Annotated in this window: 23 protein-coding genes; 7 read left to right on the forward strand and 16 right to left on the reverse strand. The window is 72.4% G+C overall.

All coding sequences use genetic code 11. The annotated features are described in order from the left end of the window. Positions 1–38 precede the first annotated feature (38 nt). Positions 39–905, forward strand: coding sequence for a deoxyribonuclease IV (locus AB852_RS21710; protein ID WP_073791169.1), 867 nt, complete (start codon positions 39–41; stop codon positions 903–905). A gap of 89 nt (positions 906–994) precedes the next feature. On the opposite strand, the gene AB852_RS21715 is transcribed toward AB852_RS21710, so the two are convergent. Continuing rightward, positions 995–1,627, reverse strand: a complete 633-nt coding sequence (locus AB852_RS21715; RefSeq protein WP_073791171.1) for a sulfite oxidase-like oxidoreductase — start codon at positions 1,625–1,627, stop codon at positions 995–997. Positions 1,628–1,779: 152 nt separating this feature from the next. Between AB852_RS21715 and bfr the strand changes: the two genes are divergently transcribed. Further along, positions 1,780–2,259 carry a bacterioferritin gene (bfr, locus tag AB852_RS21720; RefSeq protein WP_073791174.1) on the forward strand — a complete coding sequence of 160 codons (480 nt, stop codon included), beginning with the start codon at positions 1,780–1,782 and terminating at the stop codon, positions 2,257–2,259. A 37-nt stretch (positions 2,260–2,296) separates the two neighbouring features. On the opposite strand, the gene AB852_RS21725 is transcribed toward bfr, so the two are convergent. Then, positions 2,297–2,554, reverse strand: a complete 258-nt coding sequence (locus tag AB852_RS21725) for a (2Fe-2S)-binding protein (RefSeq protein ID WP_178391084.1) — start codon at positions 2,552–2,554, stop codon at positions 2,297–2,299. 185 nt (positions 2,555–2,739) lie between these two features. Beyond that, on the reverse strand, positions 2,740–4,095 hold the full coding sequence (locus tag AB852_RS21730) for a class II 3-deoxy-7-phosphoheptulonate synthase (RefSeq protein WP_107499306.1): 1,356 nt from the start codon (positions 4,093–4,095) through the stop codon (positions 2,740–2,742). Between the two features lie 154 nt (positions 4,096–4,249). Between AB852_RS21730 and AB852_RS41660 the strand changes: the two genes are divergently transcribed. Then, positions 4,250–4,306: a trp operon leader peptide gene (locus tag AB852_RS41660; RefSeq protein ID WP_073735655.1), complete on the forward strand. Its 57-nt coding sequence runs from the start codon at positions 4,250–4,252 to the stop codon at positions 4,304–4,306. A gap of 127 nt (positions 4,307–4,433) precedes the next feature. Beyond that, positions 4,434–6,344, forward strand: coding sequence for an anthranilate synthase family protein (locus AB852_RS21740; protein ID WP_073791180.1), 1,911 nt, complete (start codon positions 4,434–4,436; stop codon positions 6,342–6,344). Here the strand turns inward: AB852_RS21740 and AB852_RS21745 are convergent. The 5 genes from AB852_RS21745 to AB852_RS21765 form a co-directional block, all read right to left on the reverse strand. After that, the gene (locus tag AB852_RS21745; RefSeq protein ID WP_073791183.1) at positions 6,287–7,291 is read right to left on the reverse strand and encodes a 2-hydroxyacid dehydrogenase; all 1,005 of its coding nucleotides are present in this window, start codon (positions 7,289–7,291) and stop codon (positions 6,287–6,289) included. The genes AB852_RS21740 and AB852_RS21745 overlap by 58 nt on opposite strands. Positions 7,292–7,980: 689 nt before the next feature. Beyond that, on the reverse strand, positions 7,981–9,009 hold the full coding sequence (locus AB852_RS21750) for a 6-phosphofructokinase (RefSeq protein ID WP_073791185.1): 1,029 nt from the start codon (positions 9,007–9,009) through the stop codon (positions 7,981–7,983). A gap of 122 nt (positions 9,010–9,131) precedes the next feature. Then, positions 9,132–9,776: a response regulator gene (locus AB852_RS21755; RefSeq protein WP_073791702.1), complete on the reverse strand. Its 645-nt coding sequence runs from the start codon at positions 9,774–9,776 to the stop codon at positions 9,132–9,134. Positions 9,777–9,877: 101 nt separating this feature from the next. After that, positions 9,878–11,086 carry a MacS family sensor histidine kinase gene (macS, locus tag AB852_RS21760; protein ID WP_107499307.1) on the reverse strand — a complete coding sequence of 403 codons (1,209 nt, stop codon included), beginning with the start codon at positions 11,084–11,086 and terminating at the stop codon, positions 9,878–9,880. A 135-nt stretch (positions 11,087–11,221) separates the two neighbouring features. Next, positions 11,222–12,001: a lysophospholipid acyltransferase family protein gene (locus AB852_RS21765; RefSeq protein ID WP_178391085.1), complete on the reverse strand. Its 780-nt coding sequence runs from the start codon at positions 11,999–12,001 to the stop codon at positions 11,222–11,224. A gap of 245 nt (positions 12,002–12,246) precedes the next feature. Here AB852_RS21765 and AB852_RS21770 point away from each other — a divergent pair, with 245 nt between their 5' ends. Then, positions 12,247–13,026 carry an alpha/beta hydrolase gene (locus tag AB852_RS21770; RefSeq protein ID WP_073791188.1) on the forward strand — a complete coding sequence of 260 codons (780 nt, stop codon included), beginning with the start codon at positions 12,247–12,249 and terminating at the stop codon, positions 13,024–13,026. Beyond that, the gene (locus AB852_RS21775; RefSeq protein ID WP_073791191.1) at positions 13,019–13,669 is read left to right on the forward strand and encodes a hypothetical protein; all 651 of its coding nucleotides are present in this window, start codon (positions 13,019–13,021) and stop codon (positions 13,667–13,669) included. The genes AB852_RS21770 and AB852_RS21775 overlap by 8 nt, the downstream gene beginning before the upstream one ends. 15 nt (positions 13,670–13,684) lie before the next feature. Here the strand turns inward: AB852_RS21775 and AB852_RS21780 are convergent, their stop codons facing one another. The 6 genes from AB852_RS21780 to AB852_RS21805 all read right to left on the reverse strand — a co-directional run bounded on the left by AB852_RS21780 (position 13,685) and on the right by AB852_RS21805 (position 19,760). Further along, positions 13,685–14,434, reverse strand: a complete 750-nt coding sequence (locus AB852_RS21780) for an endonuclease/exonuclease/phosphatase family protein (RefSeq protein WP_073791193.1) — start codon at positions 14,432–14,434, stop codon at positions 13,685–13,687. Between the two features lie 76 nt (positions 14,435–14,510). Then, positions 14,511–15,452: an ROK family glucokinase gene (locus AB852_RS21785; RefSeq protein ID WP_073791196.1), complete on the reverse strand. Its 942-nt coding sequence runs from the start codon at positions 15,450–15,452 to the stop codon at positions 14,511–14,513. Between the two features lie 52 nt (positions 15,453–15,504). Further along, positions 15,505–16,074: a DUF5304 domain-containing protein gene (locus AB852_RS21790; protein ID WP_073791199.1), complete on the reverse strand. Its 570-nt coding sequence runs from the start codon at positions 16,072–16,074 to the stop codon at positions 15,505–15,507. Positions 16,075–16,140: 66 nt separating this feature from the next. Continuing rightward, a complete protein-coding gene (locus AB852_RS21795; protein WP_073791201.1) occupies positions 16,141–17,316 on the reverse strand; it encodes an ArsA family ATPase in 1,176 nt (391 codons plus the stop codon). Positions 17,317–18,341: 1,025 nt separating this feature from the next. Continuing rightward, positions 18,342–18,779 carry an SRPBCC family protein gene (locus AB852_RS21800; RefSeq protein WP_073791204.1) on the reverse strand — a complete coding sequence of 146 codons (438 nt, stop codon included), beginning with the start codon at positions 18,777–18,779 and terminating at the stop codon, positions 18,342–18,344. 189 nt (positions 18,780–18,968) lie between these two features. After that, a complete protein-coding gene (locus AB852_RS21805) occupies positions 18,969–19,760 on the reverse strand; it encodes a metallophosphoesterase family protein (RefSeq protein ID WP_073791206.1) in 792 nt (263 codons plus the stop codon). 318 nt (positions 19,761–20,078) lie between these two features. Between AB852_RS21805 and AB852_RS21810 the strand changes: the two genes are divergently transcribed. Next, positions 20,079–21,878: an AMP-dependent synthetase/ligase gene (locus AB852_RS21810; RefSeq protein ID WP_073791209.1), complete on the forward strand. Its 1,800-nt coding sequence runs from the start codon at positions 20,079–20,081 to the stop codon at positions 21,876–21,878. A gap of 86 nt (positions 21,879–21,964) precedes the next feature. Here AB852_RS21810 and AB852_RS21815 read toward each other — a convergent pair whose 3' ends face one another. Further along, entirely contained in the window at positions 21,965–22,615 is a 651-nt protein-coding gene (locus tag AB852_RS21815) for a response regulator (protein ID WP_073791212.1), read from the reverse strand. After that, positions 22,615–23,919, reverse strand: coding sequence for a sensor histidine kinase (locus AB852_RS21820; protein WP_073791214.1), 1,305 nt, complete (start codon positions 23,917–23,919; stop codon positions 22,615–22,617). The genes AB852_RS21815 and AB852_RS21820 overlap by 1 nt, the downstream gene beginning before the upstream one ends. Positions 23,920–23,986 lie beyond the last annotated feature (67 nt).

The following is a 23,986-nucleotide window of genomic DNA, read 5'->3' on the forward strand; positions in this document are numbered from 1 at the left end:
CCGACCGGGGCCGCCGAGAGCCGTGAAACCCTGGCCGGGTGACACGCACCCTCCCCCGCAACCCTGTCGGCAGCCACGTCCCGGTGGCCGGAGGTCTCGCCTCCGTCGGTCTCGCGTACGCGCGTGAGCTGGACGCCGAGACCGTGCAGGTCTTCGTGGCCAACCCGCGCGGCTGGGCCACCCCGGCCGGTGACCCCCGCCAGGACGAGGAGTTCCGTACGTACTGCGCGGAGCGGGGCGTCCCGGCGTATGTGCACGCCCCGTATCTGATCAACTTCGGTTCCCACACCGAGGCGACCGTGGACCGTTCCGTGGACTCGATGCGGCACTCGCTGCGCCGGGCGCGGGCGATCGGCGCGCTGGGGGTCGTGGTGCACACGGGGTCCGCGACCGGTGGCCGGAACCGATCGGTGGCGCTGGCGCAGGTACGGGAGCGGATGCTGCCGCTGCTGGACGAGCTGACGCACGACGACGACCCGTTCCTGCTGCTGGAGTCGACGGCCGGGCAGGGGTCCTCGCTGTGCTCGCGGGCGGAGGATTTCGGGCCGTATTTCGCGGCCCTGGACTCCCATCCGAAGCTGGGTGTCTGTCTGGACACCTGTCACATCTTCGCGGCGGGACACGATCTGGCCGGGCCCGGCGGAGCCCGTCGGACGCTCGACGAGCTGGTCGCGACGGTCGGCGAGGGGCGGCTGAAACTGATCCATGCAAACGATTCGAAGGAGGGTGTCGGGGCCTTCAAGGACCGGCACGCGAACATCGGCGCCGGGCATATCGGCGAGGAGCCGTTCCGGGCCCTGCTGGCGCACCCCGCGACCGCGGACGTGCCCCTGGTCATCGAGACCCCGGGGGGCAAGCAGGGGCATATGGACGATGTGGCGCTGCTGAAGAAGCTGCGGGGCTGACCGAAGGTCCCGCTGACCGAAGGTCCCGCTGACCGGAGGTCCCCCGGCCGCGGGCAAGGGTCCCCGGCCGCACAAGGCAGGCGGACGGCTCAGAGCTCGGGGCCGTCGCCCGGTTCCTCCTGGTAGGAGTACCGCTGCTCACGCCAGGGGTTCCCGATGTTGTGGTAGCCGCGCTCCTCCCAGAAACCCCGGCGGTCGGCCGTCATGTACTCGACGCCCCGGACCCATTTGGGGCCTTTCCAGGCGTACAGGCCCGGCACGATCAGCCGCAGCGGGAAGCCGTGTTCCGCGGTGAGCGGCTCACCGTCCTTGTGGGTGGCGAAAATCGTTCGCTCGGAGGTGAAGTCGGCGAGCCGCAGATTCGAACTGAAGCCGTATTCCGCCCATACCATCACATGGGTGACGTTCGGTGCCGGAGGTGCGAGATCGAGCAGCGTACGGGCCGGGACACCGCCCCATTCGGCGCCGAGCATGCTGAATTTGGTGACGCAGTGGAGATCCGCGACAACCGTGGAATAGGGGAGTTCCGAGAATTCCTCGTGATTCCAGCACCGCTTGTCGCCGTCCGCCGTGGCACCGAAGACACGGAATTCCCAGCGCTCCGGACGGAACCGCGGCACCGGACCGTAATGGGTGACCGGCCAGCCCCGCTGAAGCCGCTGACCAGGTGGAAGGTCCGGCTGCGCTGCTGGCGAAGACTCGCGACCGACCGGATGACCCATGCCTCCATCCTGACAGACCCGGCGCGGTGTCCATGACCAGGCGGGCGCCGATCGGTGCAACTCCTACTAAGCATGCACTTACTGGACGGCCTCCGAAGACCGGTGCGAGGATGCGGCCACCAGCCGCACCCCTTACGGAAGGAGCCTCTGCGATGCAGGGCGACCCCGAGGTCATCGAGTTCCTCAATGAACAGCTCACGGGCGAACTCACCGCCATCAATCAGTACTGGCTGCACTATCGCATTCAGGACAACAACGGCTGGACCAAGCTCGCGAAGTACACCCGGGCCGAGTCCATCGACGAGATGAAGCACGCGGACCGGCTCACGGAGCGCATCCTCTTCCTCGACGCGCTGCCGAACTACCAGCGGCTCTTCCACGTCCGGGTCGGGCAGACCGTCACCGAGATGTTCCAGGCGGACCGGCAGGTCGAGGTGGAGGCCATCGACCGGCTGAAGCGCGGGATCGACGTGATGCGGGCCAAGGGCGATGTGACCTCGGCCAGGATCTTCGAGGACATCCTGGAGGACGAGGAGCACCACATCGACTATCTGGACACCCAGCTCGACCTCATCGAGCAGCTCGGCGAGGCGCTGTACCTGGCCCAGCAGATCGAGCAGCCCGAGGGCTGACGTACCGCCGTGCCCCGGTGGCCGCGGACCCGACCGGTCAGGCGGCTTCCTCCAGCGGGGCGCCCGGACGCGACATCAGCGAAGCGCTCTCCGCGAGCGCCGGCCTGCCCTGGTCCACCAGGTCACGGCGGGGGCAGGCGCCCCGGCCGAGCAGGGCCTGGATGTGCCGGACACAGGAACCGCAGTCCGTACCCGCCTTGGAGGCGGAGGCGATCTGCCGGGGTGTGCACGCCCCGTCCGCCGCGTGCTTCCTCACCTGCGCCTCGGTGACGCCGAAGCAGTTGCAGACGTACACGCGGTCACCTCCCCGGTGGATTCGCTCGGGACCGGCGGTCGCCGGTCATGGACGCCGTCCCGATCTTCGGTGAGGCTAACCTAACCTTACCCGCCACTCCACCGGCGCAAAAGCCCCGGATACGACGATGGGGCACGGATCACAGATCCGTGCCCCATCGGTGCGCCGGTCCCGGCGCGGTGGTGCTACTGGTCGCGGTACATCTCGGCGACCAGGAAGGCCAGGTCCAGCGACTGGCTGCGGTTGAGCCGGGGGTCGCAGGCCGTCTCGTAGCGCTGGTGCAGATCGTCGACGAAGATCTCGTCGCCGCCGCCGACGCACTCGGTGACATCGTCACCGGTCAGCTCCACATGGATACCGCCCGGGTGGGTGCCCAGGCCCTTGTGGACCTCGAAGAAGCCCTTGACCTCGTCCAGCACGTCGTCGAACCGGCGGGTCTTGTGGCCCGAGGCCGCCTCGAAGGTGTTGCCGTGCATCGGGTCGGTGACCCAGGCGACGGTGGCACCGGAGGCGGTGACCTTCTCGACCAGGTTCGGCAGCTTGTCGCGGACCTTGTCGGCGCCCATCCGGACGATGAACGTCAGCCGGCCCGGCTCCCGGTCGGGGTCGAGCCGGTCGATGTAGGTCAGTGCCTCGTCGACGCTGGTCGTCGGGCCCAGCTTGATGCCGATCGGGTTGCTGATCCGGGACGCGAACTCGATGTGCGCGCCGTCGAGCTGGCGGGTGCGCTCACCGATCCACACCATGTGGCCGGAGGTGTCGTACAGCTTGCCGGTCCGCGAGTCGGTCCGGGTCAGGGCGCCCTCGTAGTCGAGCAGCAGCGCCTCGTGGGAGGCGAAGAACTCGACGGTCTTGAACTCCTCCGGGTCCGTGCCGCACGCCCGCATGAAGTGCAGCGCGTTGTCGATCTCCCGGGCGAGCTGCTCGTAGCGCTGGCCCGACGGGGACGACTTCACGAAGTCCTGGTTCCAGGCGTGCACCTGGCGCAGATCGGCGTAGCCGCCCGTGGTGAAGGCGCGCACCAGATTCAGCGTGGACGCGGACGCGTGGTACATCCGCTTCAGCCGCTCGGGGTCCGGCACCCGGGACTTCTCGGTGAAGGCGAAGCCGTTCACGGAGTCGCCCCGGTAGGTCGCCAGGGTGACACCGTCACGGGTCTCGGTCGGCTTCGAGCGCGGCTTGGAGTACTGGCCCGCGATCCGGCCGACCTTCACCACCGGCACCGAGGCGGCGTACGTGAGGACGGCGCCCATCTGGAGCAGGGTCTTCAGCTTGCCCCGGATCTGGTCGGCGCCCACGGCCTCGAACGACTCGGCACAGTCGCCGCCCTGAAGCAGGAACGCCTCGCCCTTGGCGACGGCACCCAACCTGGTGCGCAGCGCGTCGCACTCACCGGCGAAGACGAGCGGGGGATAGCTTTCGAGGTCGGCGATCACATCGCGCAGAGCCTCGGCATCCGGGTACTCGGGCTGCTGCGCCGCGGGAAGGTCGCGCCAGGTCTGACCGGCGGCGACGGACTGGGATTCAGCGTTCACGGTCACCTCGACAACCTTACGGGGTCCGGCCCGCTGTCCATTCGAACGCTCATCTTTTGAGACGCACCTCGCAGGTGAGCGCGGTGTGCCCGGCCCCGTGGCGGTACCGGCGGGGGGTGTCGGATGCCCTGCGGGACCCGCATCGGGTAGGGTGCGCCGCATGTTCGCGCACTCGACCCGTAACTGGTGGTGGACCGCTCATCCGGCGGCCCACTGACTGCGCGTACCCGAATCACGCGAAGGCCGCCCGAGGGGCGGCCTTCCCGCGTTCACGGGGCCGTTCCTCCTCCAGACCCCCGCCGGGCCCTGTGCGCCCGGCGGCCGCAGGAAGGACCGACCGCCCCATGGACCTCAGCCGACTGCTCGACGACGACTGCCCGCCCTTCGCCCTGCTGCGCCGCCGCACACCCGGCCGTGACCACGACACCGTCGAGGTGCTGACCGGCCCGGTCGGTACGTACGAACGGCTGGCCGACATCCCCGACGGGCTCGCGCTCGTGCCCTTCCGGCAGATCCGCGAGCGCGGTTTCGACGTCCGCGACGACGGCACCCCGCTGATGGTGCTCACCCCGGAGGAGACCTGCGAGCTGTCGCTCGCCGAGGCCCTGGCCCAGCTGCCCGAGGAGCCGGTGCGGGTGGTGGACGGCGGCTTCGACGTGACCGACGAGGCGTACGCGGGGATCGTGGAGCAGGTGCTCCGCGAGGAGATCGGGCGCGGCGAGGGCGCGAACTTCGTGATCCGGCGGACCTACACCGGCCGGCTCCCCGGCTTCGGCCGGGCGGACGCGCTGGCGCTGTTCCGGCGGCTGCTGGTCGGGGAGAGCGGCGCTTACTGGACGTTCGTGGTGCACACCGGGGAGCGGACCCTGGTCGGGGCGAGCCCCGAGGTGCATGTCCGGATGAGCGGCGGCACCGTCGTGATGAACCCGATCAGCGGGACCTACCGCTACCCGGCGAGCGGTCCGAGCGCCGAGGGGCTGCTCGACTTCCTCGCGGACGGCAAGGAGATCGAGGAACTGTCGATGGTGGTCGACGAGGAACTGAAGATGATGTGCACCGTCGGCGACCGGGGAGGGGTCGTCATCGGTCCCCGGCTGCGCGAGATGGCGCACCTCGCGCACACCGAGTACGAGCTGCGCGGCCGGTCGTCCCTCGGGGTGCGGGAGGTGCTGCGGGAGACGATGTTCGCCGCGACGGTGACCGGCTCGCCCGTGCAGAACGCGTGCCGGGTCATCAAGCGGTACGAACCGGCCGGGCCGGGCGGCGGCGGCCGGGGGTACTACGCGGGTGCGCTGGCCCTGGTCGGACGGGACGCGGGGGGCGCGCAGACCCTGGACTCACCGATCCTGATCCGTACCGCCGACATCGACGCGTCGGGCGGGCTGAAGGTGGCCGTCGGCGCGACCCTGGTGCGCGGGTCCGACCCGTGGAGCGAGGTGGCGGAGACCCACGCCAAGGCCGCCGGGGTGCTCGCCGCGCTCGGGGTGCGCCCCGGCCGGGAGCGGGCCGGTGAGCCGCGGCCCGTGCTGGCCGACGACCCCCGGGTGGTGGCCGCGCTCGACCGGCGGCGGGCCGGGCTCGCCCCGTTCTGGCTGCGGATGCAGGAACGCGGGGACGAGCTGCGCGGGCACGCCCTGGTCGTGGACGGCGAGGACACCTTCACCGCGATGCTCGGCCATGTGCTGCGGTCCTCGGGTCTGGAGGTGACCGTCCGCCGCTACGACGAGCCGGGGCTGCGCGCGGCGGTGCTCGCCCATCCCGGGCCGGTGGTGCTGGGCCCCGGACCGGGCGACCCCTGCGACGCGGCGGACCCGAAGATGCGGCTGCTGCGGGCGCTGGCCGCGGAGCTGATCCGGGCGGCCCGGCCGCACGGGGTGCTCGGGGTGTGCCTCGGCCATGAGCTGATCGCCGCCGAACTGGGGCTCGACATCGTCCGCAAGGAGGTCCCGTACCAGGGGGCGCAGAGCCGCGTCGAGCTGTTCGGGCGGACGGAGACCGTCGGTTTCTACAACAGCTTCGTGGCCCGCTGCGCCCCGGACACCGCGCTGGAGCTCGCGGCGCACGGGGTGGAGGTGAGCCGGGACCCGGCGAGCGACGAGGTGCACGCGCTGCGCGGTCCCGGGTTCGCGGGGGTCCAGTTCCATCCCGAGTCGGTGCTGACCCTGCGGGGGGCGTCGATCGTGCGGGACCTGCTCGGTCAGCTGCTCGGGGGCGCGGGGACGAGCACGTTGCCGGTGCGGCGGCCGGCGAGGTAGTCGAGGACGTTCTGCGCGGTGGTGTCCACGATCTGGGTGACCGCGTCCACGGTGTAGTACGCCTGGTGCGAGGTGACCACGACATTGGGGAAGGTGACGAGGCGGGCCAGTACGTCGTCCGGGACGGCCTCCAGGGACTTGTCCAGGAAGAACAGGCCCGCCTCGGCCTCGTAGACGTCCAGCCCGACCCCGGTGAAGCGGCCCGCGCGCAGCTCGGTGACCAGGGCCTGGGTGTCGACGAGGCCGCCGCGGCTGGAGTTGACGAGGATCGCGTCGTCCTTCATCGTCCGCAGCGCGGTGGCGTCGATCAGGTGCTGGGTCGCCGGCAGCAGGGGTACGTGCAGGCTGACCAGGTCGGACTCGGCGAGGAGCCGTTCCTTGTCGGTGTACTCCATACCGAGGGCCACGCACTCGGGGTTCGGTGCGACGTCCCAGCCGAGCAGCCGCATCCCGAAGCCGTGGGCGATCCGTGCGAACGCCTCGCCGATCTTGCCGGTACCGAGGACACCGGCGGTGCGGCCCCGCATGTCACGGCCCATCAGACCGTCGAGGCGGAAGTCGAAGTCCCGGGTGCGGTTGCTGGCGCGGACGATCCGGCGGTTGACCGCCATCCCGAGCGTCCAGGCGAACTCCGCGACCGAGTACGGGGAGTAGTACGAGACCCGGGCGACCGTCATCCCGAGCCGTTCGGCCACCTGGAGGTCGATGTTGTTGAAGCCGGTGGAGCGCTGGGCGATCATCTGGGTGCCGCCGGCGGCGAGCGTCTGGAGGACGCGGTTGCCGAGGTCGGCGTTGACACTGGTGGAGATGATCTCGTAGCCGGCGGCGATCGGGGCGGTGTCCTCGGTGAGGAACACGTCGAGGCAGCGGACTCCGTGCGGAGCGCCGAAGGCGGCTTCGATCAGGGGTTTCTCGTCGGCCTGTACGCCGAGGGCGAGGATCTCCACGGAGTCCCTCCGGGGTGGTGGGCGGTTTCTGGTGCCGTAACCCGGAATATACGGGTTCCTCCAGGGTGGGCCCCGGGGGCGTGCCGGGTGTGCGCACCTGTCCCGTGCGGGTCGCTCGTGGGGTGCGCAGTTCCCCGCGGGTCGCCTTCGCTGGCGCTTGCGGGTACTCGGTGCCGGGCGCACTTCTCGCTGTGCCGTCGCTCGGTGGTCTCGCGCAGTTCCCCGCGCCCCTGTCGGGGCACCCCTGCTTGGTACCGCTGCTTTGCGGGTGCGGGTCGCCCGTTTTTCGCGCAGTTCCCCGCGCCCCTGATCGGGGCCTCTGCCTGGTGCGGTTGTCCGGCGGGTACCGGTGCGCCCGTGGTTCTGCGCAGTTCCCCGCGCCCCCTGTCGGGACCCTCCAGCGGACACAGCAGCCGGGGGCCCCAAAGGGGCGCGGGGAACTGCGCGAGGGCGACCCGCACCCGACGGACGACGGACCGGGGCAGCGTCCAGGGGCGCGGGGAACTGCGCGAAACCACCGAGCGACGGCACAGGAACGAAGTACGCCCCGCCGGACAGACCTCGGAAGCGCAAGCGAAGGCGGCCCGCAGGGAACTGCGCACCCACGGGCGACCCGCACCGGGACAAGTGGGCCCACCGGGACGAACCCGGAAGCGCGAGCGAAGGCGGCCCGTACGGGAGATCCGGGGTCAGCCGAAGAAGTTAGCGGCTTCCTCGTAGAGGGTGGGGTCGACTGTTTTGAGGCGGGACGTGGCCTCGGCGATGGGGACGCGGACGATCGCGGTGCCCCGCAGCGCGACCATCTTCCCGAAGTCCCCCTCGTGGACCGCGTCGATCGCGTGCAACCCGAACCTCGTGGCGAGCCACCGGTCGAACGCGCTGGGCGTACCACCCCGCTGGACATGTCCGAGAACCGTGGTCCGCGCCTCCTTGCCCGTGCGGGACTCGATCTCCTTGGCGAGCCATTCACCGACCCCGGAGAGCCGGACATGGCCGAAGGAGTCGAGGGAGCCGTCCTTGAGGACCAGGTCGCCGTCCTTGGGCATGGCGCCCTCCGCGATGACGACGATCGGCGCGTACGAAGCCCTGAACCGCGAGGCGACCCATGCGCAGACCTGGTCCACGTCGAAGCGGCGTTCGGGGATCAGGATCGCGTTGGCTCCGCCGGCGAGGCCGGAGTGCAGGGCGATCCAGCCGGCGTGGCGTCCCATGACCTCCACGACGAGCACCCGCATATGGGACTCGGCGGTGGTGTGCAGCCGGTCGATCGCCTCGGTGGCGATGCCCACGGCGGTGTCGAAGCCGAAGGTGTAGTCGGTGGCGGAGAGGTCGTTGTCGATGGTCTTCGGGACGCCGACGCAGGGCACCCCGTACTCGTCGCTGAGGCGGGCGGCGACGCCCAGGGTGTCCTCGCCGCCGATGACGACGAGCGCCCCGACCTCCTGTTCGGCGAGGGAGGCCCTGATGCGGCCGACGCCGTCCGCGGTCTTGAGGGGATTGGTGCGGGAGGAGCCGAGGATGGTGCCGCCGCGCGGCAGGATGCCGCGGACGGCCGGGATGCCGAGGGGGACGTGGTCGCCCTCCAGCGGGCCCCGCCAGCCGTCCCGGTAGCCGATGAACTCATGGCCGTAGCTCTGTGTGCCCTTGCGGACGATGGCACGGATGACCGCGTTGAGTCCGGGGCAGTCGCCGCCCCCGGTCAGTACTCCGACCCGCATGGAAGTGTCCCTTCGCTCGGGATGAAGCCGACCTGTTCACGGTAGTAGTGATCCAGGTCACTCCGATATGGAGCGAATGGCCAATTCCTCAATGAATCATGGGAGTTGTCGGCCTGGTCGGGTCAGGCGTCGTCGAGACCGCGTTCTATCGCGTACCGGACGAGCTCCACCCGGTTGTGCAGCTGGAGTTTGCCGAGGGTGTTCTGCACATGGTTCTGCACGGTCCGGTGCGATATGACCAGGCGTTCCGCGATCTGCTTGTAGCTGAGGCCCTTGGCGACCAGCCGCAGGACCTCGGTCTCGCGGTCGGTGAGCCGGGGCGCCCCCGGCTCGTCGGCGGTGGCCGGCGCGGGCTCGGAGGCCAGCCGCCGGTACTCACCGAGGACGAGGCCCGCGAGGCCCGGGGTGAACACCGCGTCCCCGACGGCGGTCCGGCGGACCGCCCCGATCAGCTCCTCGGTGGACGCCGACTTCAGGAGATAGCCGGTGGCCCCCGACTTCACGGCCTCCAGCACATCCGCGTGCTCACCGCTCGCGGACAGGACGAGGACCCGCAGCGCGGGGTTCGCGCCGACGATCTCCTTGCACACCTGGACACCGGGCTTCGCGGGGAGGTTGAGGTCGAGGACGACCACATCGGGCCCGGCGGCCCGCGCCCTGCGCACCGCCTGCTCGCCGTCCCCGGCCGTGGCGACCACGTCGAACCCCGCCTCGGCGAGGTCCCGGGCGACGGCGTCCCGCCACATCGGGTGGTCGTCCACCACCATGACCCTGACCGGACGGGACGCCTCCGTGCCGCCCCCGTCGCCCTGTGCCGCCGTGTCCCTGTGCTCCGCCGCCGTGTCCATGTGCTGGGTCTCCCCCCGTGTCACCGTGTCGCCGTCTTCCGGGTCCCGTCGCGCGGAACCCTCAATTCCACCTCTGTGCCCTGCCCGGGTACGGAGAACAGTTCGGCCGTGCCGCCGATGTCGCGCAGCCTGCCGCGGATCGACAGGGCCACTCCCATCCGGCCCTCGCCCTCCGCCCGCTCCAGCCGTCCCTCGGGGATCCCGGGGCCGTCGTCGCGGACCGTCACGATCACCGCGTCGGGCTCGTCCTCGACGAGGATCCAGGCCCGGGCGTCCTCACCCGCGTGCCGCCGCACATTGTCCATCGCGGCACTGACGGCCGCCGCCAGCTCACGGGCCGTGCCCGGCGCCAGCAGTACCGGGGCGCCCGGCTCCGAGAGAGTGACCCGGGACCCCGCGTGGGGGGTGAGCAGCGGGCGCAGGTCGTGCGGGCCGCCATTGTCCGGCGGATCGTCGTCGGGGACCTCGACGGCCCGTACCAGCGCGCCGCGGGAGGCGTCCTCCGATGCGCGGGAGGGCGGTGCGAGCCCGCCGGTGACCAGGGTCCGCAGGGCGACCTCCTGCTCACCGGCCATCCGGCCCAGCTCCGCCGCCTCGCCGCCCAGGGCGTTGCCCCGCCGCTGCACCATGGCGAGGACCTGGAGGACGCCGTCGTGGATGTCCCGGGCGAGCCGTTCGCGTTCCCGGGTGGCCGCCTCGATCTCCAGGGCCCGCGCGAGCGTCAGCTCCGAGGCGCGGGCGACCTCGACCACGTACCCGATGGCGATGGAGGCGACCCACACCAGCATCACGTTGTGGACGGTGTCCCGGCTCACGCCGCCGCGCTGGACGATGTTGGCGGCGCCGACGAGCGCGGACGCCACGGCCGCCCAGCGCCAGCCGCCCTTGAGGGCGAAGGCGAGCACGGCGCCCGCGGTCCATATCGACGGCAGGGTGGGCGCGCCGTCGACGATGCGTTCATAGGGGACGACGACCGGGGTGAGCAGGATGCCGGTCAGGGCGATGGTCAGATCGGCGACCAGGAAGCGCTTGGTGCAGCGGGCCGCGCCGGAGACCTTCCCCAGGGTGGCGAGGGTCCAGCCGGCCAGGACGACGTAGTACGCGATGGCGACCCAGGGGCGGACGACCGTGCCGTACATCGACAGGAACACGCCGATCGCGTACAGCATGGTGAGCACGCGGTAGCCGGTGAGGGCGCTCCACAGAGGCTGCTCGACGGACATCCGCATGACGCGTTCCCGCTTGGTCGTTCCGCCCACCGCTCCCCCACCCGCCCCATCGGTACCGCGGCCGGTACCCGTACGTCGTCGCTACCGCTGACGGTCCCCGTACCGGTTCCGGTTCCGGTGGGCCGTCCGCCCCGGTCAGGAACCGGAGGCGTCCCGCTCCGTCGGCTCCGGCGCGGCGGCGACGCTCTTCGCGGCCTGCCGGTCCGCGGCCTTCTCGGCCTTGAGGGCCTCCCGCTCGGCCTTCGCGGCCTCCGCGATCTGCCGCTTGGCGGCGGTCGCGTAGATGTCCACGTACTCCTGGCCGGACAGCTTCATGATCTCGTACATGACCTCGTCGGTCACCGCGCGCAGCACGAAGCGGTCGTGCTCCATGCCCTGGTAGCGGCGGAAGTCGAGGGGCTCGCCGATCCGGATGCCGGGCCGCATCAGCTTGGGGACGACCTTGCCCGGCGGCTGGATCTTCTCGGTGTCGATCATCGCGACGGGGATCACCGGGGCGCCGGTGGCGAGCGCCACCCGGGCGAGTCCGCCGGGCTTGCCGCGGTAGAGACGGCCGTCGGGTGAGCGGGTGCCCTCGGGGTAGATCCCGAACAGCTCGCCGCGTTCCAGTACCTCGATCCCGCTGCGGATCGCCGCCTCGCCCGCGCCCCGCGCCCCGGAGCGGTCGACCGGGAGCTGTCCGACGCCCTTGAAGAAGGCGGCGGTCATCCGTCCCTTGACGCCGGGGGTGGTGAAGTATTCGGCCTTCGCGATGAAGGTGACCTTGCGGTCGAGGACCGCGGGGAGGAAGAAGGAGTCCGAGAAGGACAGGTGATTGCTCGCGAGGATGGCGGGACCCTCGGCGGGAATGTGCTCGATGCCCTCCACCCAGGGCCTGAAGGCAAGCTTCAGCGGCCCCCCGATGGAAAACTTCATCGCGCCGTAGATCAACCGACTGCCTCCTGTTTCTGTCGGTCAGACCATAACCCGCGGCGCGGCGGACAGGCCCGACGGCCCTGGCCGGTGTCAGCACCGTCGCGTACGGTGAAGTACCCCTTGCGAAGCCCCGGCCCAGTGCGCAGAGCCTTCCCGAGCCCCTCAGCCCCCCGGCCGGACCCCTGGACCCCGGCCGGACGCACCCGGTCCGTTTTCCGACCCTTCACACGAACAGGAGACCGAACGTGACGGTCCTCCCCGGTGCCGAGCCCTTCCGTCATGACGGCGGGGGGACCGGTGTCCTTCTCTGTCACGGATTCACCGGTTCCCCCCAGTCACTGCGCCCCTGGGCGGACTTCCTCGCCGCGCGGGGACTGACGGTGTCCCTGCCCCTGCTCCCCGGCCACGGCACCCGGTGGCAGGACATGGAGTCCACCGGCTGGCAGGACTGGTACGCGGAAGTCGACCGGGAGCTGCACGCGCTGCGGGACCGGTGTGCGCGGGTGTTCGTCCTCGGGCTGTCGATGGGCGGCGCGCTGGCCCTGCGGCTCGCGGCGCAGCACGGTGACGCGGTGAGCGGGATCGTCGTCGTCAACCCGGCGATCGCCCTGCACGGAGCGGCTTCGAAGGCGCTGCCGGTGGCCCGGCATCTGGTCCGGACGACGAAGGGGCTGGTGGGGGACATCGCGAAGGAGGGCGCGTTCGAGGTCGGGTACGAGCGGGTGCCGCTGCGCGCGGCGTACTCGCTGGGGCATCTGTTCAAGGTCGTGGACGCGGACCTGCCGCAGGTGACCCAGCCGCTGGTGCTGCTGCACAGCCCGGAGGACCATGTGGTGCCGCCGTCGGACTCGGCGCGGGTGCTGGGCCGGGTGTCGTCCACGGATGTCACCGAGATCCTGCTGGAACAGAGCTACCACGTCGCGACGTTGGACCACGACGCGGACCGGATCTTCGAGGAGAGCCTCGCGTTCATCGGCCGGCTCGCACCCAGTGTCGGCAAGGAAGGGACGGCCACCGGTGGCTGAGCACGACGCGGACCGCGAGGACGGCCGCGAGCCCGAGGACCGCGCGGCGGCCGGGGAGCAGGGGCCGGATGAGGCCGCCCCGCTGGACGAGGCGGCGCAGTCGGCCGCCTGGGAGGCGATCGTGGCGGGGTACGGGGAGGAGCCGCCGGACCCGCCCGGGGCGAAGCCCTTCAAGTCGGTGGAGGACCTGGCGCTCCTGGAGGCGGAGACCAACAGCACGGAGAGCGGCGGTACGCAGACCGGCGGCGACGAGGCGTCCGGGAAGGGCGACGACTCTGCGGCGGGCGGTCCCGGCACCCCGCTCGGGGGCTCCGTGACGTTCGCCCCGGGGGTCGGCGGGCCCCGGGACCACAGTCTGGCGGAGCCCTCGGACGACGACTTCGAGGCGGGCGACGAGGGGCACTTCGTCCCCCCGGAGCCGCCGCCGCTGCCCGACGCCGACGCGACGGCGAAGTTCGCGTGGCTCGGGCTGATCGGCGGCCCGCTGCTGCTGTTGCTGGCGGTGCTGCTGGGCTGGGAGATGACCTGGTGGCTGTCGCTGGCCACCATCGGCGGTTTCCTCGGCGGCTTCGCGACGCTGGTGGCCCGGATGAAGCCCGACGACGAGGACGAGGAGGACCCGGGGCGCGGCGCGGTGGTGTGATCTCCGCGCGGCGCCCTACGGGGTGCCGGACACAGGGACGCGGAGGGTGGCCAGGACCGGCAGATGGTCGGTGGCCGCCCTCAGGTCCGCGTCGGTGATCCCGGGGAGTCCGGTGGGGACCCCGCAGCTCAGGACCTCGATCCCGGGGGTCGCGAACACCGCGTCGATCCGCTGGCGCGGCCGGTCGGCGGGCGAGGTGTACTCGGCGCCCCAGGGCTTGGTGGCCCAGCCGTCCTGGAGGGACCCGGCGAGCCGGCGGAAGGCCGGGCCGTCGGGGCGTTCGTTGATGTCGCCGCCCGCGACGGCGTGCGGGGCGCCGAGCTCCGCGAGACGCTCCAGCAGCAGCCCGGACTGGACATGCCGCTCGGCCTTCTGGAGCGAGAGATGGCAGCTCAGTACGGCGACCCGGGCCGCGCCGAAGCGGAGCACCGCGGTGGCGAAGCCCCGGCGGTGCAGGCCGGGGGTGAGCGGCAGCAGGGTGTCCTCGGTGTGCTCGACGGTGGCCCGCAGGGAGCACAGCAGGGCGGGGCCCGCGGCGGTGGCGCCCCCGGAGAGCGTGTAGAGACCGCTCGCCGCCGCGAGTCTCGCGAGCTTCTTGCGCCAGCGGAAGAAGCGCGGCGCCTCCTGGATCAGGACGATGTCCGGGGCACAGGCCCGGATCACCCGGGCCAGGGCGCCGGTGTCGTCACGCATCGACCGTACGTTGTAGCTCAGCACCCGGATCACGGCCGAACCGTCCGGTTCGGCAACGGAGTTGGAAGACATGATCCCCAACGTACGGTGTCGCGCGGCGCCCCCGGCGCCTGGCCGGGTGGGTGTCGCCCTGTTCAGGGGCGGCCGGTCAGCCCTGGCGGGCGAGGTCGGCCGCGCCGACGAGTCCGGCCTTGTTGCCGAGGCGGGCGGCCAGCACCTGGGCGTGGGGCCGCCAGTGCGAGCCGACGAGCCAGCGCCGGAACGACTTGCGGATCGGGTCGAGCACCAGATCGCCCTCGTCGGAGACGCCGCCGCCGACGATGAAGGCGGACGGGTCGAAGAGCGAGGCGAGGTCGGCGAGTCCGGCCCCGGCCCAGCGCGCGAGCTCACGGAACGAGTCGACGGCGACCGGGTCCCCGGCGCGGGCGGCGGCGCTAATGTGCTTGCCCTCGATGCCGTCGACGGTGCCGTCCCCGAGGCCGAGCAGTACGCCCGCCCGCTCGGGGGTGGCCCTGGCGCGCTGCCTGGCGTAGCGCACCAGCGCGCGGCCGGAGGCGTACTGCTCCCAGCAGCCCTGGCTGCCGCAGCCGCACAGCAGTCCGTCGGGCACGACGCGGATGTGGCCGAACTCCGCGGCGACCCCGAACCGGCCGCGCCGCAGCTTGTTGCCGATGATGACCCCGCCGCCGAGGCCGGTGCCGAGAGTGATGCAGATGACGTCGTCGTGGCCCTGGCCCGCGCCGAAGCGGTACTCGCCCCAGGCGGCGGCGTTGGCGTCGTTCTCCACGACGACCGGCAGGCCGGTCCGCTGCTCGACCTTGTCCTTGAGCGGTTCGTGGCGCCAGTCGATGTTGGGGGCGAACAGGACCGTGGCGCGCTTCTCGTCCACGTAACCGGCGGCCCCGACGCCGACCGCGTCGATGTCGTGGCCGCGGCCCGCGGCGCCGACCGCGGCGCAGATCGCGTCGACGATGCCGTCGGGGGTCGACGGGGTGGGCACGGTGTGTGTCTCCAGGATCGCGCCCTCTTCGTCGACCACCCCGGCCGCGATCTTCGTCCCACCGATGTCGACGCCGATGGTCAGTCCCATATGTCCCTCAGTTCGATCGTGGCCCGCAGCGTCAACCGTACCCGAGCGGGGGTCAGTCGAGATCGATGCGTCCGCCCCCGGCGGCTCCGTCGTCCCCGGGACCGGCCTGGTCACGCGGGTCGCTGGGATCGCCCTCGGGGCGGCCGTCCGCCGCGGGCCGGTCCCCCTCGGCGCCGTCCGCCCCGGGGCCCCGGGTCCAGCGGCTCTCCTGGGCCTGGACGGCCGAGCGGTACGCGGCGAGGAGTTCGCCGCCCGCGGCGGCGAGGTGGTCGAAGACCTGCGGGTTGCGCTCGATGACGGGCTCGACGGCCGCACGGGCCTGCCGTACCGCCTGCCGGACGGCCTGCTCGGCGGCGCCCGACGCGACGGAGCCGAGCAGCGGCGACTGGAGCCCGGACAGCTTCTCGGTGACCGCGTCCATCAGCCGGCGCAGTTCCTCGGCCGCGGAGCCGGGCTGCGGCCCGTGCTCGGCACGGCGGCGGGCCTTCTCCTCGGCCAGGTCCTCGGCACAGGCCGTGGACCAGGCGTCGGAGTCGGCGGGACCGGCCGTGGGGGCGTCCCGCTCACCGTCGGAACCGCTCTCACCGCCGGGACGGGATTCGGGGCGCTCGGCATCGCTCATGGCGGGTGACTCCTGCGGAAGACGACGGTTCGTCCCTTCGACGGTACCCGAACAGCGGTACACCTTTCACGTGCGCGGCCAGAGCCCCGGATCGGGCGTGAACCGGACCCGCAGCTCACCGTCGCGCAGACCCGCCCCGGCGACGGTGCAACGGCGCAGCGCGGACGGCAGCGGAACGATTCTGCGGAACCGTCCGACGGTGATGACGAGTTCGTCGCCGCGCCGCAGCAGATCCAGGTCCTCCCGTACGGCCCCGGGCAGCGGGACCGTCCAGAGCAGCACCCCCTCGTCGCCGGGCGGGTCGGTGACCGGCCAGCGCACGGGCTCGGGCGGGGCCGGGTCGTAGGGGACGGCGAGCGCCCCGAGGTCGTCGACGCCGTGCGGTTCCCGGCCGAGGTGCGGTATGCGTCCCAAGGGGTAACCGGGACCGGCGACGGACCCCCAGTCCGCGAGGATCTTGCCCTGCTGGGCGACGGGGCCCGCGAGCCAGGTGCCGTCGGCGTCCTCGGGGAGCACCCGGTTGGCGAGCAGGGTGTCCACCCGCAGGGCGTGCAGGGCGAGCGCGGTGGTGGCGGTGCGCAGCGCGTCGGTCGCGGTGCGGCCCGGTTCCGCGACCAGCCGGACGGTGGTGGCCGGGTGGGCGATCACCTCCTGGACGGCGGCGAGCTCGCGGTCCCAGCGTTCGGCGGTCTCGTACAGCCCGGCCGTCGGCATCGGGACCCCGGCGAGCCTGCCGAGTACGGGGCGCAGGGCGCGGGCCGCCTGCCGCTCGGGGGGCAGCAGCCTGCGCAGATAGCGGCGGAGCTGTTCGGGCAGGGCGAGGAGGGCGAGGGCGCGGGTGAGCGGGGGGAGGTCGACGACCACCACGTCGTGGGAGGCCCGGACGGCCTCCCGCAGCGCGCGGAACGCGGCGGCCTCCTCCGCGCCGGGCAGCGGGGTGAGCTCCTCGCCCTCCAGCCGGGCCGCGCCCGCGAGGTCCAGGGCGGGGGCGGCCCAGTCCTGGAGCCGCAGCAGGTCTTCGCCGAAGCGGGCGGCGGCGGCCGGGCGCCAGGCGGTGAGTCCCGGGGCGGCCTCCCGGGGGGTGGGGCCGGTGGGGGTGCCGAGGGCCGCGCCCAGGGTGTCCTCGGGGTCGGTCGACAGGAGCAGCGTGCGGTTGCCCGTGCGGGCGGCGGTCAGGGCGGTCGCGGCCGCGACGGTGGTTCTGCCGGCTCCGCCGGGGCCTGTCACGAGGATGGTTCGCATCCCCGCACGCTAACCCCGTCCGGGGAGGCCCGAGCCCCCACTCCCCGGCTCAGCGCACTCGCCCCCGCACGGGCGGCCCGTGGGCGCCCCCACTCGTCCCCCGTACGGTCCCCCACAGGTTGCCCCGTTCCCCGCGCCCCTGAGGTACGCCCGGGTGGACGGAGTTGTTCCTGTGCCGTCGTTCGTGGGTGCGCAGTTCCCCGCGCCCCTGGGTACGCCCGGGTCAGCGAACTTGTCCCCGTACGGGTCGTTCGTGGGTGCGCAGTTCCCCGCGCCCCCAGGGTTCCTGTGCTGGGCGCACTTCGTTCCTGTGCCGTCGCCCGGTGGGTGCGCAGTTCCCCGCGCCCCTGAGGTTCGCCCGGGTCAGCGAACTTGTTCCTGTGCCGTCGCTCGGGGGGTGCGCAGTTCCCCGCGCCCCTGAGGTACGCCCGGGTGGACGGAGTTGTTCCTGTGCCGTCGCCCGGTGGGTGCGCAGTTCCCCGCGCCCCTAGGGTTCCAGGGGTCGGCGGACTTGTTGCTGTGCCGTCGTTCGTCGTGTTTGCGCCGTTCCCCGCGCCCCTTTGGGGGCGCCCAGCCCGCCTGGGGTTGTCGGCTGTCCATCAGCCCGGGGCGGGGTTCAACCACCCTCCTCGCGCACTCGCCGGACTCACCGAAGGGGGTGGGCGGGAATCTCTGCCCGCAGACTCCGATGCTCTTCAGTCGGACCACATGAACGTCCGACCGAGCGCGTTGGAGCGAGGACGGAGAATCCCGACCGGCACCGACCCGAAGAACAAGCCGGGAGCGCCCCAAAGGGGCGCGGGGAACTGCGCAAAACCACCGAGCGACGGCACAGGAAACAGGTGCGCCCACCGGGACGGACCTGGGAAGCGCAAGCGAAGGCGACCCGCGGGGAACTGCGCACCCCACGAGCGACCCGCACCGGGACAAGTGCGCTCAGCACAGGCGACCCCGGGGCGCGGGGAACCGGGCCCCCCGGGGACGGAGCGCGCGGGAACCCCGGGCTCAGGTGCGGAGGCGTTCCCTCAAGGGGATTCGACCCGCTTCTTGAGCCCCGCCAACGCCCGGTCGATGATGACCTTCTCGGCCTTCCGCTTGATCATCCCCAGCATGGGGATCTTGACGTCCACGGTGAGCTGGTACGTGACCTCCGTCGCGGCGTCCCCGACGGACTTCAGCACGTACGACCCGTCCAGCGACCGGAGCATCTGCGACTTCACCAGCGTCCAGCTGACCTCGTGCCCACCGCCCCAGGTGTACGCCAGCGTCTGGTCGTCCTTGATCGCGCCCGCGTCCATGACGAGGCGCACCTGCTCCGCCCGCCCGGCGGCGTCCGTCGCGAGGACCTCCGCCTCCTTGACCTCGCCGGTCCAGTCGGGATAGCGGGCGAAGTCGGCGATCACGGCCATGACGTCGGCCGGGTCGGCCTCGATCCTGATGCTCGAACTGGTGTACTCCGCCATCGCCGTGGCTCCTCCAGATGCGGTTCCGGTGGGTGAGGCCGCGCGTTACGCGCGGGTAAGGAGATGAAGGCTACCGCGCACCGCGCCACGTACCGCCGCCCGGCACCGCGCGGGCACGGGCGGACGGACGGGCGGACGGGCGGACGGGCGGACGGGCGGACGGGAACAGGGGACGGGGCCGTGGCCCGGTCACCACTCCAACGCCCACGGTTTCCCCGTACTGGCGAAGTGCCCCACGTTCACGCACTCCGTCGACCCGATCCGCATCCGCCGCGCCAGGGGCTGATGGACATGGCCGAAGAGGGCGTACCGGGGCCGGGTCCGCCGGATCGCGTCGAGCAGCGCGCGGCTGCCGCGCTCGAAACGGCGGGGCACGGTGTCGTAGAGGAGTTCGGGGACGTCCGGCGGGATATGGGTGCACAGCACGTCGACCTCGCCGAGGGCCTCGATCTTCGCGGCGTACTCCTCGTCGCCGATCTCGTAGGGCGTGCGCATCGGGCTGCGCAGTCCGCCGCCGACGAAACCGAAGGTCAGGCCCCCGATCTCGGCGGTCTGCCCGTCGAGGACGGTGGTCCCGGGGCGGGCGTACTCCGGCCACAGCGCGGGGATGTCGACATTGCCGTAGGTGGCGTAGGTAGGGGTCGGGAACGCCGCGAAGAGTTCGGCGTACTGCCCCCGCACGGCCCGCTCGACGGCAGCCTCCCGGTCGATCCCCGCCCACAGCCGCGCCCCGAACGCACGGGCCTCCTCGAAGCGGCGGGCGGTGCGCAGCGCGACGATACGGCCGGCGTTCTCGGCCCCGAAGAGTTCGGGGAAGATCCCGCGTGTGTGATCGGCGTAGTCGAGGAACAGCACCAGGTCACCGAGGCAGACGAGGGCGTCCGCGCCCTCCCCGGCACGGGCCAGGTCGCGGGCGTTCCCGTGCACATCGCTCACCACATGGACGCGGTGGTGGCGGGTTCGGGGCGGGGTGGCAGGCATGACGATCACCCTAGGGCGGGCGGGCAAAGCCGGGTAGAGGCGGGCGGACCTGCGGTTACTTCCCAGTCGGGAACGGGGTGGACTACTGTGCGCGAAGGAACGCCTTGACATGTGACGCAGCGAACATCTGGCCGGAACCCTCTTTCGAAGAGTCGTACCGGTCGGTAACGTCCGGCCCGTCCGTCGTGCTCCGAGGCCCGGCGCCGTGCCGCACCCCTGGCCGCGGGGTCCGGAGCCCCGAGCACCGCCGAGCCGTGTACCCGGACCGCCGCAGCGACACACCGTCGTGGCGCCGGCGCCCTATGAGGAGCAGCAGTCTTGCGCGAGTTCAGCCTTCCGGCCCTGTACGAGGTCCCGACGGACGGCAACCTGACCGACATCGTGCGCAGAAACGCCACACGGCACCCCGATGTGGCCGTCATCGCCCGCAAGGTGGACGGTGCCTGGCGTGATGTGCCGGCGCGGGCGTTCCTGGCGGACGTGGAAGCCGCGGCGAAGGGGCTGATCGCCGCCGGTGTCGGGCCCGGCGACCGGGTCGCCCTGATGTCGCGTACCCGCTACGAGTGGACCCTGCTGGACTTCGCGATCTGGAGCGCGGGCGGGGTGACGGTCCCGGTGTACGAGACGAGCTCACCGGAGCAGGTGGAGTGGATCCTGTCCGACGCGGGCGCGGTGGCGTGCGTGGTGGAGCTGGACAGCCACGCGGCGTCGGTGGAGTCGGTACGGGGACGGCTGCCGTCGCTGGCGCAGGTGTGGCAGATCGACGCGGGCGGGGTCGAGGAGCTGCGGCGGCTCGGCGCGGACGTCACCGACGCGGAGGTCACCGAGCGGGGCTCGCTGGCGAAGGCCGACGACCCGGCCACGATCATCTACACCTCGGGCACCACGGGCCGTCCCAAGGGCTGTGTGCTGACCCACCGCAGCTTCCTCGCGGAGTGCGGCAACGTCGTGGAACGGCTGCGCCCGCTGTTCCGTACCGGTGAGTGCTCGGTGCTGCTGTTCCTGCCGCTCGCGCACGTCTTCGGGCGGATGGTGCAGATCGCCCCGATGATGGCGCCGATCAAGCTGGGCTGCGTACCGGACGTCCGGCAGCTGACGGACGAGCTCGCCTCGTTCCGGCCGACGCTGGTGCTCGGTGTGCCGCGTGTCTTCGAGAAGGTCTACAACGGGGCGCGGGCCAAGGCGCAGGCGGACGGCAAGGGGAAGATCTTCGACCGGGCGGCGGACACCGCCATCGCGTACAGCAGGTCCCTGGACACCCCGTCGGGCCCCGGACTCGGTCTGCGGCTCAAGCACAAGCTGTTCGACAAGCTGGTGTACGGCAAGCTGCGCGCGGTGCTCGGCGGGAACGGCGAGTACGCGATCTCCGGCGGCGCCCCGCTCGGCGAGCGGCTCGGGCACTTCTTCCGGGGCATCGGCTTCACCGTGCTGGAGGGCTACGGCCTCACCGAGACCTGTGCGGCGACCACGTTCAACCCGTGGGACCGGCAGAAGATCGGGACGGTCGGTCAGCCGCTGCCCGGTTCCGTGGTGCGGATCGCCGACGACGGCGAGGTGCTGCTGCACGGCGAGCACCTGTTCGCCGGGTACTGGAACAACGAGGCCGCGACCGCCGAGGCGCTGCGCGACGGCTGGTTCCACACCGGGGACCTCGGCACCCTGGACGAGGACGGCTATCTGCGGATCACCGGCCGCAAGAAGGAGATCATCGTCACGGCGGGCGGCAAGAACGTGGCGCCCGCGGTGATCGAGGACCGTATCCGGGCGCACGCGCTGGTCGCGGAGTGCATGGTCGTCGGTGACGGCAGGCCGTTCGTCGGCGCGCTGATCACGCTCGACGAGGAGTTCCTGGGCCGCTGGGCGTCCGAGCACGGCAAGCCGTCCGGTGCCACGGCCGCGTCCCTGCGGGACGACCTCGATCTGCTGGCGGCGGTGCAGGGCGCGGTCGACGACGGCAACGCGGCGGTGTCCAAGGCGGAGTCGGTACGGCGCTTCCGGGTGCTGCCGACGCAGTTCACCGAGGACTCGGGGCATCTGACCCCGTCGATGAAGCTGAAGCGCAATGTCGTCGCGAAGGACTTCGCGGACGAGATCGAGGCCATCTACCAGGCCAAGTAGGCCCGTCCGCACGGTGGTTCGTCCACCCGGCGGGCCGTTCGCGGTCCGGGTCGTTCGCGGTCCGGACCGGCCGGGGTCCGGGCCGGTCAGGGGTGCGGGCCCGCGTCGCGGCTCAGCAGGGCGGCCTGGACGCGGTTGGCGCAGTCGAGTTTGGCGAGGACGCGGCTCACATACGTCTTGATCGTCATCTCCGTCATATGGAGCCGCCGGGCGATCTGCGCGTTGGACAGGCCCTCGGCGACGAGCCCCAGCACCTCGCGCTCGCGGGCGGTGAGCCGGGCCAGCCGCCCCGCGGCCTCCTGCCGTCGGCCCACCCGCTCCGCGCCGATGGTGCCGAGCAGCAGCCGGGTCACCTGCGGGGAGAGGAAGGCGTCCCCCTGGTGGGCCGCGCGGACCGCGCGGATGAGTTCCCCCGGTTCGCAGTTCTTGAGCACGAAGCCCGCCGCGCCGTATTCCAGGGCCCGCAGCACATGGGACTCGGCGCCGAACGCCGTGAGCAGCACACAGCGGACGGCCGGGGCCCGGCGGCGCAGTTCGTCCACCGCGCCGAGCCCGTCGAGGACGGGCATGACGATGTCGAGCAGGGCGACGTCCGCGCGATGGCTGACCGCGCGTTCGACCGCGGTCCGTCCGTCACCCGCTTCGGCGACGACCTCGATGTCCGGCGCGGAGGCGAGGACGGTGCGGATGCCCGCCGTGATGAGCGGCTCGTCGTCCGCGACCAGCACCCTGATCATCAGCGCACCCCCAGCAGGAATCCGGCGGGCAGCACGACGAGGACCAGTACGGCGGCGGCGACCCCGCGCACGGCGACCCGGGCGGTGCTCTCCCGGCCGTCCCCGCCCGGCCCGTACGGGAAGCCCCGCTCCCGGGTCCGCCCGCCGCCCGCGCCCTCCCCGGCGGGACCGTACGGCGCGTCCTGGCGGTCGGACCCGGGCGGCGGGCCCTCCCCGGCGGGCAGCATCGCCAGCAGCCGGAAGCCGCCGCCGTGCGGACCGTGGTCCAGCAGCCCGCCCGCCTGCCGTACCCGCTCGCCCAGCCCGACGAGCCCGTGGCCCGGTCCGCTGGGCCGTACCGCCGTCGCGGCGGCCCCCGGTCCCTCCGGTGTCACCACGGTGAGCAGCAGCGCGTCCCGTTCCCAGACCAGCGCCACCTCGGCGGGCCGGCCCCCGGCGTGCTTGGCCGCGTTGGTCAGCCCCTCCTGCACCACCCGGTACGCGGTCCGCCAGGTCGCGTCGGGCAGCGGCACCGGACGGCCGGTGCGGGAGAGTTCCACGGGCAGCCCGGCGGTCCGGAAGTCGGCCACCAGCCGCTCGATCCCGGCCGGGCCCGGGGCCGGGCGGCCGGGGTCCTCCGTCCCGCGCAGCGCGCCGACCAGTTCATGCAGCTCGTCCATCGCGGCGCGGGTGGTACGGGCCAGTTGGCGCACCCCGTCGCGCCGGTCGGGCGGCAGGTCGGTGACCTCCAGGGCGGCGGCCTGGACGGAGACGAGGCTGAGCCGCTGGCCGAGCGAGTCGTGCATGTCCCGGGCGATCCGCAGCCGTTCGGCGAGGCGTTCCCGCTCGGCGAGGAGTTCCTGGCGGCGCAGCAGTTCCTCGTTGCGCTGGGACAGCGCGTCGACCAGCTGGTCGTGCTGTGCCTGATGGCGGCCGACGAGCAGCGGCATCGCGACGAACACCAGGTAGGCGGTGACGAGTTGGGTGATCCCGGCGTCGTCGGGCGCGGACAGGAGCTGTACGGCGAGACCGCCGCAGGCCGCGCCCGCGGTCACCGCCGTACCGCCGCGGGTGACGAGGGCCCGTCCGGCGGCGTACCCGGTCCACAGCAGCAGCGCGAACACCGCGGGCAGCAGCGAGAACAGCAGCAGCGCGGTGACGAACGCCCCGACCGGACTGCGGCGGCTGAGCAGGACGACGCCGGTCAGGAGCACCGAGGTGCCCAGGAGCCCGGCCCACGACGGCGGGTCGCCGGGGAGCCGGGACGCCAGCACGGCGGTGTCCGTCGTGATCACGGCGAACGCGGCGAGCAGGGGCGCGATCATGTGGGGCAGCGTATGCCGGACGCCGACGGCCCGGCCAGGCAACGAAGGCGGACCGGTGGCGCCCACT

Origin of the sequence: Streptomyces uncialis, assembly GCF_001905345.1 — a bacterium.
Taxonomy (GTDB): Bacteria; Actinomycetota; Actinomycetes; order Streptomycetales; family Streptomycetaceae; genus Streptomyces; species Streptomyces uncialis.